The organism is Pseudomonas sp. RC4D1 (assembly GCF_018390395.1).
Lineage (GTDB): Bacteria > Pseudomonadota > Gammaproteobacteria > Pseudomonadales > Pseudomonadaceae > Aquipseudomonas > Aquipseudomonas danubii.
Window position 1 is genome coordinate 831,555 of the sequence record NZ_JAHBAW010000003.1, and the last position, 14,875, is coordinate 846,429.

Below are 14,875 nucleotides of genomic sequence, written 5' to 3' on the forward strand. Positions count from 1 at the left end.
CCCGCCGGTCAGGCGGGCTTCGGTCGATGGGGCCTGGCGTCAGGCCTTGAGTGTCAGGGACGGAGCAAAGGCCTCCAGTTCATCTTCCACCGCCTCGATTATTCGTTCGACATCCGCGGCGCTCATCACCGTGGCACAGGGAATGCCGGCGATGGCGATCATGGTTTCGCCGCTGGCACGGTCGAAGAGCCGGGCGATCATGCTGCCTGGCGCATCCATGCTGGCCTCGAAGCCCAGGGGATGAAAATGCCAGCGCATCAGCTGGCAGGCGTTGGGAAAGGTGACTTTGCTGGCCCAGACTCTGTTCATCGGTGGCCCACCTTGATTCATTGAGCGCTTCCTTGTGCTCGCGGTAGGAACGATCGGCTCGTCAATGACCCGATCAGTCAAGGGTTTAAAAATAGCACCGGCTTGTGACCGCTCGCAGTTTTTTTGCCCACCGTCCGGCGGTTCACTCGCAGATTTTTGATGCACGTCATGTATTCGCCCAAATGGGGCTGGAGAACCCGGGTCCTTGGCTGGAGGACGGTCATTGATGCCTCTGCCGAAGTTCGGCAAGCTGCGCTTTTTTGGCTGTTCGAGATCCTTATGACTGCCCCTGACGACGGGCCTCTGCAAACCCAGGCCACCGGTGAAACCGTGATGCGTTATCACCTTTGCTGGAAGCACCGCGACCTCGATGGCGTGATGGCGCTTTACCATCCGCAAATCCAGTACAACGACTTTTTCCAGAATCGCACCCTGGGCCTCGCTGAGCTGCGGGAATACGTGCGTGTGAGCATGCCCCGCGCGCCCGATGAGGCCCTGGAGCACTGTGATCGCATTCGCCTGGATGGCAACACGGCCTTTATCCAGTATCAGGTGACCCTGCGGGGTGGCCAGGGCCTGGTGTCGTTCCGCTCCAGTGAAGCGATTACCGTGCGCGACGGCCTGATTTGGCGGGTCAATGAATATGCGTCCCTGGTGCGTGAACCGGCGCCGGACAGCTCTTCAGCCAGCCTGCGCCCGGCGGTCAGCCGCCTGGGGCTGTCGCCGCGCCAGTTGAGTTTCATGGCCGAGGACTTGCAACAGTACTTCCAGCGCCAGCAGCCTTACCTCGATCCGCAACTGGACCTGCAGCGGGTCGCCCGGGAGTGCGGCTACAGCCGCAATCAGATTTCCTACCTGCTCAATCAGGTGCTGGGCCAAAGCTTCTACCGTTATGTGAACCAGGCGCGCCTGCAGCATGTGCTGACGGCCCTGGACCAGGCCGCGCCGCCGCTTCGGGTCGACGAACTGGCCTTTGCGGCCGGGTTCAATTCCCTGTCGGCGTTCTACAGCTGTTTTCGCCAGCACACCGGGCAGTCGCCCAAGGCTTATGCCAAACAAATTTCTTTGCGTGCACGCGCGCAAGACAGCCCCTGAAGACAGGGACTAGGATCGCCGCATTCGAAGTTCGGATTGCGGAGTGCTTGCATGCCAGCGTGGCGCAGTATCAGTTTGTGGATGGACCAGTTGGACGAGCCGCTGTTGCCGCGCCCGTCCCTTGAGCAAGACCTTGATCTGGACGTGGCGATCATTGGCGCCGGTTACACCGGGCTGTGGACGGCCTATTACCTCAAGCGCCAAGCGCCGCAGCTCAAGGTGGCGGTGATCGAGGCCCAGACCGCAGGTTTCGGCGCCTCGGGGCGCAATGGCGGCTGGCTGATGGGCAATCTGCTGGGAGAAGACCGCCTGCTGGCAGGGCTGTCGCCGGAGCAGCGTCGAGCCTCTTTCGACCTGCTGCATGGCATTCCCGATGAGGTGGCCAACGTCATCGAACGGGAAGGCATCGACTGCGATTACCGCAAAGGCGGGGTGCTGTATTGCGCGGCCCGCTATCCCGAGCAGGAAACCAGCCTGCGCCAGTACCTGGACAAGCTCTACGCCCAGGGCCTGAACCAGGACGATTACCGCTGGCTGAACCCCGAGCAACTGGCTCAGCAGTTGCGGGTGGCCAACGCCTATGGCGCTATCTATGCCCCCCATTGCGCCACCATCCAGCCGGCCAAGCTGGTGCGCGGGCTGGCGCGTGCGGTGGAGCGCCTGGGGGTGAACATTTACGAGAACAGCCCGGTGACCCATTGGCAGGCCGGCAGCCTGCAGACCCGCCACGCCGCAGTGCGCAGCCGCTGGATAGTGCCGGCGGTGGAGGGGTACTCAGTGACCTTGCCGCCCCTGGGTCGTTATCAGTTGCCGGTGCAAAGCCTGCTGGTGGCCACCGAGCCCCTGCCGGAATCGACCTGGGACGAAATCGGTCTGAACCAGGGCCAGGCCTTCAGCGAAAGCAGTCGCCAGGTCACTTACGGTCAGCGCTCCATGGATAACCGCCTGGTGTTTGGTGCCCGGGGTGGATATCAGTTCGCCAGCAAGCTGCGCCACGATTTCGACCTGAGTCGGGACGAGGTCGAGCTGCGTCGCTACCTGTTCGGCGAGCTGTTCCCGCAATTGAAGAATGTGCGCATCACTCATTCCTGGGGCGGCAACCTGGGCATGTCCCGGCACTTCATGCCGCACATGCTGTGTGACCGGCGCAAGGGCATCGCCTTGTCCGGTGGCTACGGCGGCGAAGGCGTCGGCGCAAGCAATCTGGGTGGCCGGACCCTGGCCGACCTGATTCTGCAGCACGACAGCCCGCTGGTCCGCCAACCCTGGGTGTTGGCGCAAAGCGGCCTCGACGCCCTGCGGGTCTGGGAGCCTGAACCCTGCCGCTGGCTGGGCTACAACGCGATCATTCGCAGCTTTGTCCATGAAGACCAGACCCTGGCCAACCCGGCTTCGCCTGCGTGGCGACGGCGTCTGGCCAGCCGGGTCGCCGGGTTCATGGAAGGTTTCATGCACTGAGTCGGGTTTCTTGCACCGAACGATGTCCGTTCGGGTTTTTCAACCAAAGGTAGAGCCATGAGCATCACGCAATTCAAGCACACCGCCACGGTCACCCTGGACGAGTCGGCGCCGGTCGCCGTGCCCCTGGGGACGCCCGTAGCCGTGACATCGGTGACTGCCGTCGAACGCAACGACGGGGTCGAAACCGGGATCTGGGAATGTACTCCGGGGCGCTGGCGGCGGCAGATCGTCGCCCAGGAGTTCTGTCATTTCATCCAGGGCCGCTGCACCTTCACGCCCGACCATGGCGAGCCCCTGCACATAGAAGCCGGCGATGCACTGATGTTGCCGGCCAACAGCACCGGCATCTGGGATATCCAGGAAACGGTGCGCAAGACCTACGTCTTGATTTTCTGATCCTTTGATTGCCTGCCTATAACAAAACCAGCCACAGGTATCGACTCATGATCCGCAAGACTTGCACTTTGCTGTTACTCAGCCCCTTGTTCCTGGGCGCTTCTCTGGCCCAGGCCGCCGACACGGTCAAGATCTACAACTGGTCGGACTACATTGCCCCGGACACCACCAAGCAGTTCCAGAAGGAAACCGGGACAGGTTTCACCTATGACGTCTACGACAGCAACGAGACCCTGGACGGCAAGCTGATGACCGGTAAATCCGGTTACGACGTGGTGTTCCCCTCCAACCATTTCATGGCGCGGCAGATCCAGGGCGAGGCGTTGAAGAAGCTCGACAAGAGCCAGTTGCCCAACTGGAAGAACCTCAACCCGGCGTTGCTCAAAGCGCTGGAGGTCAATGACCCGGGCAACCAGCACGGTTTTCCGTACCTGTGGGGCAGCACCGGGATTGGCTACAACGTGGCCAAGATCAAGGAAGTGCTGGGGGATGACGCACCGCTGGAATCCTGGGACCTGATCTTCAAGCCCGAGTACATGCAGAAGCTGCAGAAGTGCGGCGTGGCGATTCTCGACAACGGCCCCGAACTGATTCCCACGGCCTTGAATTACCTGGGGCTGCCACACCACAGCAAGAACCCGGCGGACTACAAGAAAGCCGAGGCGCTGCTGATGAAGGTCCGGCCTTATGTCAGCTACTTCCATTCGTCGAAGTACACCAGCGACCTGGCCAACGGCAATATCTGCGTGGCGGTGGGGTTCTCCGGGGACATCCTGCAAGCGGAGAGCCGGGCCAGGGAAGCGAAGAACGGGGTGGAGATCGGCTATTCGATTCCCAAGGAAGGCTCGCCGATCTGGTTCGACATGGTGGCCATGCCTGTGGACGCACCGGATGAGAAGGCCGGGTATGCCTTCATGAACTACCTGCTGCGCCCGGACGTAATGGCCAACATCAGCAACTACGTGCATTACGCCAATGGCAACCAGCAAGCCGATGCTCTGGTCGACCCAGCGATCAAGAACGACACCAAGGTTTACCCGAGCCCGGCCATGATGGACAAGTTGTTTGCCCTGGAAGCCATGCCGCTGGACATCGACCGTATCCGCACCCGCTTGTGGAACAAGATCCGCAGCGGCAACTGATCCCCATCCCCACAAGCTGCGTAGGAGCCGGCTTGCCGGCGAAGAGGCCTCAGAGGCAAGCACTGCCCTTGAGGACGCCTTCGCTGGCAAGCCAGCGCCTACAACTGGCTGTTTTCCGGGAGCAGGGCGCCGCCGTCCACTATCAGGGTCTGGCCGGTGATGTAGCCGGCCTGTGGCGAGGCCAGGAACAGCATGGCGTAGGCAATGTCCTCAGGCGTTCCCAGGCGCCCGAGGGGAATGCCCCTGGACAGGGTCGCGGCGTCATCAGGTCATGGCGGGCGGCGCCGATCGCCGTACCCTGGGAATGCCCGTGGCCGTGACATCGATGACCGCCGTCGAAGGCAGCGACGGGGTCGAAACCGGGATCTGGGAATGCGCCCCCGGGGTGCTCGCGACGCCTTTGATCGGCTCGCCTCTTGCAAAATCGGCGTTGGATGAAGTCAGCCCAAAATACGCCGCTACGTCAGACCACCCTTAGCGGCGGGCTGATTAGGCGCAAAGGACCTCCGCAACACCTTCCTCTATAGCCAACGCCTTTGCATTTTAGAAATGCTAATTCGGAAACAGAATTTGCATCGCTTTTGCGGCCGGCTAGAGTCAACTCGAACAAGCACATTGATGTGGCTCTTGCACGGATGCACGGAGACTGGCGGCCTCTACCTCATGGCCGGCAGTTCGCCTTGAAACAAGGAGTGTTATGAACAAGCCGATCAAGAATATCGTCATCGTGGGCGGCGGTACTGCGGGCTGGATGGCCGCCTCGTACCTCGTCCGGGCGCTCCAACAGCAGGTAAACATCACGCTCATCGAGTCTGCGGCGATCCCCCGGATCGGCGTGGGCGAGGCGACCATCCCGAGTTTGCAGAAGGTGTTCTTCGACTTCCTCGGGATACCGGAGCGGGAGTGGATGCCCCAAGTGAACGGCGCGTTCAAGGCCGCGATCAAGTTCGTGAATTGGAGAAAGCCTCCCGACCACTCGCGCGACGATTACTTCTACCATTTGTTCGGCAGCGTGCCGAACTGCGACGGCGTACCGCTTACCCACTACTGGCTGCGCAAGCGCGAACAGGGCTTCCAGCAGCCGATGGAGTACGCGTGCTATCCGCAGCCCGGGGCGCTTGACGGCAAGCTGGCACCGTGCCTGCTCGACGGCACCCGCCAGATGTCCCACGCGTGGCACTTCGACGCGCACCTGGTGGCCGACTTCTTGAAGCGCTGGGCCGTCGAACGCGGTGTGAACCGTGTGGTCGACGAAGTCGTGGAGGTTCGCCTGAACGACCGCGGCTACATCTCCACCCTGTTAACCAAGGAAGGTCGGACGCTGGAGGGAGACCTGTTCATCGACTGCTCCGGCATGCGGGGGCTCCTGATCAATCAGGCCCTGAAGGAGCCCTTCATCGACATGTCCGACTATCTGCTGTGCGACAGCGCGGTCGCCAGCGCCGTGCCCAATGACGACGTGCGCGAGGGGGTCGAGCCGTACACCTCCGCGATCGCCATGAACTCGGGGTGGACCTGGAAGATTCCGATGCTGGGCCGGTTCGGCAGCGGCTACGTCTTCTCGAGCAAGTTCACCTCGCGCGACCAGGCCACCGCCGACTTCCTCAACCTCTGGGGCCTCTCGGACAATCAGTCGCTCAACCAGATCAAGTTTCGGGTCGGGCGCAACAAGCGGGCGTGGGTCAACAACTGCGTCTCGATCGGGTTGTCGTCGTGTTTTCTGGAGCCCCTGGAATCGACGGGAATCTACTTCATCTACGCCGCGCTTTACCAACTCGTGAAGCACTTCCCCGACACCTCGTTCGACCCGCGGTTGAGCGACGCATTCAACGCCGAGATCGTCTACATGTTCGACGACTGTCGAGACTTCGTCCAGGCGCACTATTTCACCACGTCGCGCGAAGACACGCCGTTTTGGCTCGCGAACCGGCATGAGCTGCGGCTCTCGGATGCCATCAAAGAGAAGGTTCAGCGCTACAAGGCGGGACTGCCGCTGACCACCACGTCGTTCGACGATTCCACGTACTACGAGACCTTCGACTACGAATTCAAGAACTTCTGGTTGAACGGCAACTACTACTGCATCTTTGCCGGCTTAGGCATGCTGCCCGACCGGTCGCTGCCGCTCTTGCAGCACCGACCGGAGTCGATCGAGAAGGCCGAGGCGATGTTCGCCAGCATCCGGCGCGAGGCCGAGCGTCTGCGCACGAGCCTGCCGACGAACTACGACTACCTGCGGTCGCTGCGTGACGGCGATGCGGGGCAGTCGCGCAACCAGCGCGGGCCGACACTCGCGGCGAAGGAAGGCCTGTAGTGGAACGCACCTTGAACCGGGTATCCGCATTCGCGGCCACGCACGCCGCCGTGGCGGCCTGCGATCCGCTACAGGCGCGCTCGCTGGTTCTGCAGCTGCCGGGCCTGAATCGTAACAAGGACGTGCCGGGCATCGTCGGCCTGCTGCGCGAGTTCCTCCCGGTGCGCGGCGTGCCCTCCGGCTGGGGCTTCGTCGAAGCCGCTGCCGCGATGCGGGACATCGGTTTCTTCCTGGGGTCGCTCAAGCGGCACGGACATGAGCCTACCGACGTGGTGCCCGGGCTTGAGCTGGTGCTGCTCGACCTGGCACGCGCGACCGACCTGCCGCCGCGCGAGACGCTCCTGCATGTGACGGTCTGGAACCCCGCGGCGGCCGACGCGCAGCGGAGCTACACAGGGCTCCGCGACGAAGCGCACCTGCTCGATAGCGTGCGCATCTCGATGGCGGCCCTCGAGGCGGCCATCGCGGTGACCGTCGAGCTGTCCGATGTGCCCCTGCGGTCGCCCGCGTTCGCGCAAGGGTGCGACGAGCTAGCAGCCTATCTGGAGAAAATGGTCGAATCGATCGTCTACGCGTACCGCTTCATCTCGCCGCAGGTCTTCTACGATGAGCTGCGCCCCTTCTACGAACCGATTCGAGTCGGGGGCCAGAGTTACCTCGGCCCCGGAGCCGTAGAAATGCCCCTCTTCGTGCTGGAACACGTCCTGTGGGGCTCGCAATCGGAAGACCAAGCTTATCGAGAATTCAAAGAGACGTACCTGCCCTACGTGCTTCCCGCGTACAGGGCGGTCTACGCTCGGTTCGCTGGGGGGCCGGCGATCATCGATCGCGCGCTCGCCGAGGCGCGAGCGGTCGATGCACGAGGCGAGTCCGTCCGGGCTGGGCTGACAGCCCTCGAGCGGGTCTTCAAGGTGCTGCTGCGCTTCCGGGCGCCTCACCTTAAATTGGCGGAGCGGGCGTACGAAGCCGGGCGAAGCGGCCCCGCAACCGGCAGCGGAGGGTACGCGCCCAGCATGATCGGCGATCTACTCACGCTCACGTGTGCCGTGCGGTCCCGCATCCGCGCTGCGCTCGACGAATCCTGACGCGCACGGCCAGGTCCTATCTGACAAGGAGAGTTTGCCCCATGACTCAGCAGAGCCCCGCGAACGGGCGCGATAGCAACCATTTCGACGTGATCATCCTCGGCTCCGGCATGTCCGGAACCCAGATGGGGGCCATCCTGGCCAAACAACAGTTTCGCGTGCTGATCATCGAGGAGTCGTCGCACCCGCGCTTCACGATCGGCGAATCGTCGATCCCCGAGACGTCGCTCATGAACCGCATCATTGCTGATCGCTACGGCATTCCGGAGCTGGGCCACATTACGTCGTTCTACTCGACGCAACGTTACGTCTCGTCGAGCACGGGCATCAAGCGCAACTTCGGCTTCGTGTTCCACAAGCCCGGCCAGGAGCACGACCCGAAGGAGTTCACGCAGTGCGTCATTCCCGAGCTGCCGTGGGGACCGGAGAGCCATTATTACCGGCAAGACGTCGACGCCTACCTGTTGCAAGCCGCCATTAAGTACGGCTGCAAGGTTCGCCAGAAGACCAGCGTGACCGAATACCACGCCGATAAAGACGGCGTCGCGGTGACCACCGCCGAGGGCGAACGGTTCACCGGCCGGTACATGATCGACTGCGGAGGCCCGCGCGCGCCGCTCGCGACCAAGTTCAAGCTCCGCGAAGAACCGTGTCGCTTCAAGACGCACTCGCGCAGCCTCTACACGCACATGCTCGGGGTCAAGCCGTTCGATGACATCTTCAAGGTCAAGGGGCAGCGCTGGCGCTGGCACGAGGGCACCTTGCACCACATGTTCACAGGAGGCTGGCTCTGGGTGATTCCGTTCAACAACCACCCGCGGTCGACCAACAACCTGGTGAGCGTCGGCCTGCAGCTCGATCCGCGTGTCTACCCGAAAACGGACATCAGCGCGCAGCAAGAATTCGATGAGTTCCTCGCGCGGTTCCCGAGTATCGGAGCTCAGTTCCGGGACGCCGTGCCGGTGCGCGATTGGGTCAAGACCGACCGCCTGCAGTTCTCGTCGACCGCCTGCGTCGGCGACCGCTACTGCCTGATGCTGCACGCGAACGGGTTCATCGACCCGCTCTTCTCCCGGGGGCTCGAGAACACCGCGGTGACCATCCACGCGCTTGCGGCGCGTCTCATCAAGGCGCTACGCGACGACGACTTCTCCCCCGAGCGCTTCGAGTACATCGAGCGCCTGCAGCAAAAGCTTTTGGACCACAACGACGACTTCGTCAGCTGCTGCTACACGGCGTTCTCGGACTTCCGCCTATGGGACGCGTTCCACAGGCTGTGGGCGGTCGGCACAATCCTCGGGCAGTTCCGGCTCGTGCAAGCCCACGCGAGGTTCCGCGCGTCGCGCGACGAGGGCGACCTCGATCACCTCGACAACGACCCCCCGTACCTCGGGTACCTGTGCGCGGACATGGAGCAGTACTACCAGTTGTTCAACGACGCCAAAGCCGAGGTCGAGGCCGTGAGCGCCGGGCGTAAGTCGGCCGAGGAGGCCGCGGTGCGGATTCACGCCCTCATCGACGAACGCGACTTCGCCAAGCCGATGTTCGGCTTCGGGTACTGCATCACCGGGGACAAGCCGCAGCTCAACAACTCGAAGTACAGCCTGCTGCCGGCGATGAAGCTGATGTACTGGACGCAGACCCGTGCGCCGGCAGAGGTGAAAAAGTACTTCGACTACAACCCGATGTTCGCGCTGCTCAAGGCGTACGTCACAACCCGCATCGGCTTGGTTCTGAAGAAGTAGTCGGTCGAGGACGACACAAAAGCGATGAACAACATTCAACTGGATCAAGCGAGCGTCAAGAAGCACTCCCCGGGGGCGTACGACGCGACCACGCGCGTGGCCGCGAGCTGGTACGTCGCAATGCGCTCGCACGACCTCAAGGGCAAGCCGAAGGAGTTGACGCTCTTCGGCCGTCCGTGCGTGGCGTGGCGCGGAGCGACGGGGCGGGCAGTGGTGATGGACCGCCACTGTTCGCACCTGGGCGCGAACCTGGCTGACGGGCGGGTCAAGGACGGGTGCATCCAATGCCCGTTTCACCACTGGCGGTACGACGAGCAGGGCAAGTGCGTTCACATCCCCGGCCACAGCCAGGCGGTGTGCCGGCTGGAGCCCGTGCCGCGCGGGGCGCGCCAGCCGACGTTGGTCACCGCCGAGCGATACGGCTACGTGTGGGTCTGGTACGGCTCCCCGCAGCCGCTGCACCCGCTGCCCGAGATCGCCGCGGCCGACGTCGACAACGGCGACTTTATGCACCTGCACTTCGCGTTCGAGACGACGACGGCGGTCTTGCGGATCGTCGAGAACTTCTACGATGCGCAGCACGCGACCCCCGTGCACGCGCTCCCGATCTCGGCCTTCGAGCTCAAGCTTTTCGACGACTGGCGCCGGTGGCCGGAGGTTGAGTCGCTGGCCCGGGCGGGCGCGTGGTTCGGTGCCGGGATCGACTTCACCGTGAACCGCTACTTCGGCCCCCTCGGCATGCTGTCGCGCGCGCTCGGCATGAACATGTCGCAGATGAACCTGCACTTCGATGGCTACCCCGGCGGTTGCGTCATGACCGTTGCCCTGGACGGAGACGTCAAATACAAGCTGCTCCAGTGTGTGACGCCGGTGAGCGACGGCAAGAACGTCATGCACATGCTCATCTCGATCAAGAAGGTGGGCGGCGCCCTGCGCCGTGCGACCGACTTCGTGCTGTTTGGGCTGCAGACCAGACAGGCCGCGGGGTACGACGTCAAAATCTGGAACGGGATGAAGCCGGACGGCGGCGGCGTGTACAGCAAGTACGACAAGCTCGTGCTCAAGTACCGTGCGTTCTACCGGGGCTGGGTCGACCGCGTCGCGGGTGAGCGGTGATGCATGAGGCCGAGCCGGTATCGGCCGCGTCGCTCCGCCAGGCGCTCGCGAACCTGGCGAGCTGCGTCGCGGCCACCCGCTTCGCGTCGGCGTCGCTCTTTCCGAGGTACTCATGACCATCTGGCTGTTGCAACTCGTGCTGGTGATCGCGCTCTGCAATGTCTGCGGCCGCATTGCCGAACGCCTCGGCCAGTGCGCGGTCGTCGGCGAGATCGCGGCCGGTCTGCTGTTGGGACCTTCGCTGTTCGGCGTGATCGCACCGAGTTTCTACGACCTGTTGTTCGGCCCACGTACGCTGTCAGCCATGGCGCAAGTCGGCGAAGTCGGCCTGATACTGCTGATGTTTCAGATCGGTCTGCATATGGAGTTGAGCGAGACGCTGCGCGGCAGGCGCTGGCGCATACCTGTCGCGATCGCGGCGTGCGGGCTCATCGCGCCGGCCGCGATCGGCATGATCGTCGCCAGCGTCTCGAAAGATACGCTTGCCAGCGACGTGCCGGCGCTGCCCTACATACTCTTCTGCGGTGTTGCGCTTGCGGTATCAGCGGTACCGGTGATGGCGCGCATCATCGACGACCTGGCGCTCAGCGCCATGGTGGGCGCACGGCACGCAATGTCTGCCGCGATGCTGACGGATGCGCTCGGATGGATGCTGCTTGCAACGATTGCCTCGCTCTCGAGCGGCCCTGGCTGGGCATTTGTGCGCATGCTCGTCAGCCTGCTCGTGTATCTGGTGCTGTGCGCGCTCCTGGTGCGCTTCGTGGTTCGACCGGCGCTTGCGCGGCTCGCATTGACTGCGCATGCGGCGCGCGACCGCTTGGCCGTTTTGCTTTGCTTCGTAATAGCGTCGGCACTCGCGACGTCGCTGATCGGATTCCATAGCGCATTTGGCGCACTTGCGGCGGCGCTGTTTGTGCGGCGCGTGCCCGGCGTCGCGAAGGAGTGGCGCGACAACGTCGAAGGCTTCGTCAAGCTTGTGCTGATGCCGGTGTTTTTCGCGTATGCGGGGCTGCATGCCTCGGTCGGCACGATCGACGACGCGGCATCCTGGATGTGGTTCGGTGTATTCCTCGCGGGCGGATTCATCGGCAAGTTCGGCGGCAGCTATCTGGGCGCGCGTGCCACCGGGCTTGTGCCACACGATGCGATGCTGGTGAGCTCGTTGATGAATACGCGCGGCTTGATGGAGCTAATCGTCCTGTCGATCGGTCTGCAGATGCAGATCCTTCCACCAAAGGTCTACACGATCCTCGTGGTGTTCGCGCTGGTGACGACGGCGCTGACCGCACCGCTGGTTCGATTCACGCTGCGCGTGCAATCGCGCGCAATGAGCCAACAGGCCATCTGAGCCAGCTTGAGGGGAGAGATCACCATGAATGCTGCCACCGAAACCAAGGCTCAGGATTTGCTCGATGCCGAGGGCTGCGATGTTCGCGATGTCCGCGAGCTGCGCAACTTGCTGGGGCAGTTTGCTACCGGTGTGACCGTGATCACCACGCGCACCGCTGAGGGCCGCAACGTCGGTGTGACAGCCAACTCGTTCTCCTCACTCTCGCTATCGCCGGCGCTGGTGCTCTGGAGCCTGGCACGCACCGCACCGAGCCTGAAGTTTTTTTGCTCGGCGAGTCACTTCGCCATCAATGTGCTGGGCGCGCACCAGCACCACTTGTCGGAGCAGTTCGCACGGGCAGCCGCTGACAAGTTCGCCGGTGTAGCTCATTCCTATGGCAAGGCGGGATCCCCGGTGCTGGACGATGTGGTGGCAGTGCTGGTGTGCCGTAACGTCACCCAGTACGAGGGCGGTGATCACCTGATCTTCATTGGCGAGATCGAACAATACCGATACAGCGGCGCAGAACCGCTGGTCTTCCATGCAGGCCAGTACCGGGGTTTAGGGAGCAATGAAACAGAAAGTGCACTCAAGCTCGAATAGCCCGGTTTGTGTGATCCTCTGGCGGTAGGGGGCACTGATCTGCGTCCGGATTGCGTAGTGCCACAGTTCATCTTGAGCAACTTCCCAGCGCCTACAACTGGCTGTTTTCCGGGAGCAGGGCGCCGCCGTCCACTATCAGGGTCTGGCCGGTGATGTAGCCGGCCTGTGGCGAGGCCAGGAACAACATGGCGTAGGCAATGTCCTCAGGCGTTCCCAGGCGCCCGAGGGGAATGCCCCTGGACAGGGTCGCGGCGTCGCCGAGGTTGTCCATGGCTTGGGTGGCGATAAGCCCCGGTTCGACGCCGTTGACGGTGATCCCATACTCCGCCAGTTCCAGTGCCGCTGCACGAATGAAGCCATTGACCCCCGCCTTGGACGCCGCGTAGTGGGCCAGTCCGGGAATTGCCGTGCGTGGGCCGGTCACCGATGAGGTGACGACGATCCGCGGTGCTCGGGCCCGGCGTAGCGCCGGCAAGGCTGCCTGGGTCAGCCAGAAGCAGCTTTTCAGATTCACTGCCAAGGTGCTGTCGAGGGTCTGCTCCTCAAGCTCGGCCAGCTTCTGCATCGGAAAGATCCCGGCGTTGTGCAGCAGCAGGTCCAGGCCGCCAAAGGCGTCCAGGGTCGCCGCTACCGCCTGTTCGGCGGCTGCCCGGGTGCCGAGGTCCAGGGTCAGCAGCTCCGCTGTTCCGCCAGCCTGACGAATCAGGCGTTGGGTTTCGGCACCTGACGCAGCGCTGCGGGTGGCCAGCATGACCTTGGCGCCCCCGGCGGCGAACACCTGAGCGATCGCCCGGCCAATGCCTTGGCCCGAGCCGGTGACCAGGGCGATGCGCCCGCGGTCATCCTGGCTCATGGCTGGGCTCCTGGCAGGACCTGGGCCAGGCACTGGTCCAGCAGCCGATTGTGCAGGTCGACCTGCGCCTCGCTGGTGGCCGGACACATCAGGGCCATGTTGTGGAATGGGGTCAACAGCACCCCGCGATTGAGCAGGTACAGGTGCAGGTACGCCTCGATCAGAGCATGGCGGGCGTGGTGGGCTTCGCCACCGTTACGCGGGGCCTGCTGCATGAACAGGTATTCGACCCGGGCACCGATGCGGGTCACATGCCAGGGCAAGCCGTGCTTGCCGATGATGCTGTCGACGCCGGCTCGCAGGCGCTCCGCGAGCAGGAACATGCGTGCGTAGTTTTCATCGTTCATCACTTCGCTGAAGGTGGCGCGCATGGCGGCCATTTGCAGGGCGTTGCCGGCCAGGGTTCCACCGAAGCCGAAGTGGTTGATCGCCTGGCCCGGCTGGAAATGCGGCAGTACCCGCCAGATCCGTTCGGCCATGGCCAGGCTGCAGCCCCAGACAGCCGTGGGAATGCCCCCGGCGATGGATTTTCCCAGGACGAAGAAGTCCGGCTGCAAGCCCTGTTCGCCGCAATAGCCCCCCGGTCCACAGGACAGGGTATGGGTTTCGTCAATGATCAGCGGTACGTCATAGCGCTGGGTCAACTGCCGCAAGCCGTCATGGAAACCCGGGGCCGGAGGCACCATGCCGACGTTGGTCATGAAGGGTTCGGTCAGCACCGCGGCCACGTCGCCATGGGCCAGCGCCGCCTCCAGGGCCGGCAGGTCGTTGAACTCCACCAGTCGGGTGGTGGAGGCGTGCTGCAAGCCGTTGGCGTGCACGCCGTCTCGGGGAATCATCTGCCCCTGGGCGTCGAATTCCACCTGGGATTCGTCGACGCTGCCGTGGTAGTTGCAGTTGAACACCAGGACCTTCTGCCGTCCGGTGATCATCCGGCACAGGCGCAGGACAAAGCGGTTGGCATCGGTGGCTGAAGTGGTGACCTGCCAATAGGGCAGGCCAAAGCGCCGGCTCAGCTCCTTGCCGACCCACAGGCTGTCGGCGGTGGGCAGCATCAGCGTCGAGCCATGCAGTGCCTGTTCGGCAATGGCTGCGGCTACCGCCGGCTGGGCATGGCCGAACATGGCGCCGGTGTCGCCCAGGGCAAAGTCCACGTACTCGCGGCCGTCGCAATCGGTGAGGGTCGCACCACGGGCATCCGCCACCATGATCGGGTAGGCGCCGGGCCATTGCTGCATCCAGTGCAACGGCGCGCCGTACAGCCAGTGCTTGAGGTTTTCCTGATAGAAGGCGCCGGAGCGCGGGTGTTGCTCGACAAACAGCTGCAGTTCGGACTGATAGCAGCTGGCGACGCGTTGCAGATCAAGGCCCAGAGTCATGGAAGTATCCTGTGAAAAGCGCTGCCGGCTGGCGCTAGGACAAGCCG

General features: G+C 63.4%; 13 protein-coding genes and 2 pseudogenes. 11 read left to right on the forward strand and 4 right to left on the reverse strand.

Translation table 11 applies throughout. From position 1 onward, the window contains the following. Nucleotides 1-39: 39 nt before the first annotated feature. Nucleotides 40-309: a DUF1652 domain-containing protein gene (locus tag KHO49_RS28725; protein ID WP_102865161.1), complete on the reverse strand. Its 270-nt coding sequence runs from the start codon at nucleotides 307-309 to the stop codon at nucleotides 40-42. Between the two features lie 279 nt (nucleotides 310-588). Between KHO49_RS28725 and KHO49_RS28730 the strand changes: the two genes are divergently transcribed. Genes KHO49_RS28730 through KHO49_RS28745 form a run of 4 tightly spaced genes read left to right on the forward strand, consistent with a single transcriptional unit; the run spans nucleotide 589 to nucleotide 4,403 of the window. Then, entirely contained in the window at nucleotides 589-1,404 is an 816-nt protein-coding gene (locus tag KHO49_RS28730) for a helix-turn-helix domain-containing protein (RefSeq protein WP_213666304.1), read from the forward strand. Nucleotides 1,405-1,455: 51 nt separating this feature from the next. Further along, on the forward strand, nucleotides 1,456-2,862 hold the full coding sequence (locus KHO49_RS28735; RefSeq protein ID WP_102879462.1) for an NAD(P)/FAD-dependent oxidoreductase: 1,407 nt from the start codon (nucleotides 1,456-1,458) through the stop codon (nucleotides 2,860-2,862). 57 nt (nucleotides 2,863-2,919) lie between these two features. Next, complete coding sequence (locus tag KHO49_RS28740) at nucleotides 2,920-3,261, forward strand: cupin domain-containing protein (RefSeq protein ID WP_102865158.1); 342 nt, start codon at nucleotides 2,920-2,922, stop codon at nucleotides 3,259-3,261. 47 nt (nucleotides 3,262-3,308) lie between these two features. Continuing rightward, on the forward strand, nucleotides 3,309-4,403 hold the full coding sequence (locus tag KHO49_RS28745) for a polyamine ABC transporter substrate-binding protein (protein WP_213666305.1): 1,095 nt from the start codon (nucleotides 3,309-3,311) through the stop codon (nucleotides 4,401-4,403). A 98-nt stretch (nucleotides 4,404-4,501) separates the two neighbouring features. Here KHO49_RS28745 and KHO49_RS28750 read toward each other — a convergent pair. Beyond that, nucleotides 4,502-4,666 (reverse strand): annotated as a pseudogene (locus KHO49_RS28750) (SDR family oxidoreductase); the annotation flags it as partial. A 35-nt stretch (nucleotides 4,667-4,701) separates the two neighbouring features. Between KHO49_RS28750 and KHO49_RS28755 the strand changes: the two are divergent. The 7 genes and pseudogenes from KHO49_RS28755 to KHO49_RS28785 form a co-directional block, all read left to right on the forward strand. Beyond that, nucleotides 4,702-4,788, forward strand: a pseudogene (locus tag KHO49_RS28755) (cupin domain-containing protein); the annotation flags it as partial. A 312-nt stretch (nucleotides 4,789-5,100) separates the two neighbouring features. Then, nucleotides 5,101-6,717: a tryptophan 7-halogenase PrnA gene (gene prnA / locus KHO49_RS28760; RefSeq protein ID WP_213666306.1), complete on the forward strand. Its 1,617-nt coding sequence runs from the start codon at nucleotides 5,101-5,103 to the stop codon at nucleotides 6,715-6,717. Next, nucleotides 6,717-7,802 (forward strand): monodechloroaminopyrrolnitrin synthase PrnB, encoded by a 1,086-nt coding sequence (prnB, locus tag KHO49_RS28765; protein WP_213666307.1) that lies wholly within the window; start codon nucleotides 6,717-6,719, stop codon nucleotides 7,800-7,802. The genes prnA and prnB overlap by 1 nt, the downstream gene beginning before the upstream one ends. Nucleotides 7,803-7,843: 41 nt before the next feature. Continuing rightward, nucleotides 7,844-9,547 carry a monodechloroaminopyrrolnitrin halogenase PrnC gene (gene prnC / locus KHO49_RS28770; protein ID WP_102865153.1) on the forward strand — a complete coding sequence of 568 codons (1,704 nt, stop codon included), beginning with the start codon at nucleotides 7,844-7,846 and terminating at the stop codon, nucleotides 9,545-9,547. Between the two features lie 24 nt (nucleotides 9,548-9,571). After that, a complete protein-coding gene (gene prnD, locus KHO49_RS28775) occupies nucleotides 9,572-10,663 on the forward strand; it encodes an aminopyrrolnitrin oxygenase PrnD (protein WP_213666308.1) in 1,092 nt (363 codons plus the stop codon). Nucleotides 10,664-10,775: 112 nt separating this feature from the next. Further along, nucleotides 10,776-12,011 carry a cation:proton antiporter gene (locus KHO49_RS28780; RefSeq protein WP_213666309.1) on the forward strand — a complete coding sequence of 412 codons (1,236 nt, stop codon included), beginning with the start codon at nucleotides 10,776-10,778 and terminating at the stop codon, nucleotides 12,009-12,011. Between the two features lie 24 nt (nucleotides 12,012-12,035). Continuing rightward, a complete protein-coding gene (locus KHO49_RS28785; protein WP_110595603.1) occupies nucleotides 12,036-12,596 on the forward strand; it encodes a flavin reductase family protein in 561 nt (186 codons plus the stop codon). A gap of 91 nt (nucleotides 12,597-12,687) precedes the next feature. Here KHO49_RS28785 and KHO49_RS28790 read toward each other — a convergent pair whose 3' ends face one another. Further along, entirely contained in the window at nucleotides 12,688-13,449 is a 762-nt protein-coding gene (locus tag KHO49_RS28790; protein ID WP_115579971.1) for an SDR family oxidoreductase, read from the reverse strand. Further along, the gene (locus KHO49_RS28795) at nucleotides 13,446-14,828 is read right to left on the reverse strand and encodes an aspartate aminotransferase family protein (RefSeq protein ID WP_213666310.1); all 1,383 of its coding nucleotides are present in this window, start codon (nucleotides 14,826-14,828) and stop codon (nucleotides 13,446-13,448) included. The genes KHO49_RS28790 and KHO49_RS28795 overlap by 4 nt, the downstream gene beginning before the upstream one ends. Nucleotides 14,829-14,875: the final 47 nt, after the last annotated feature.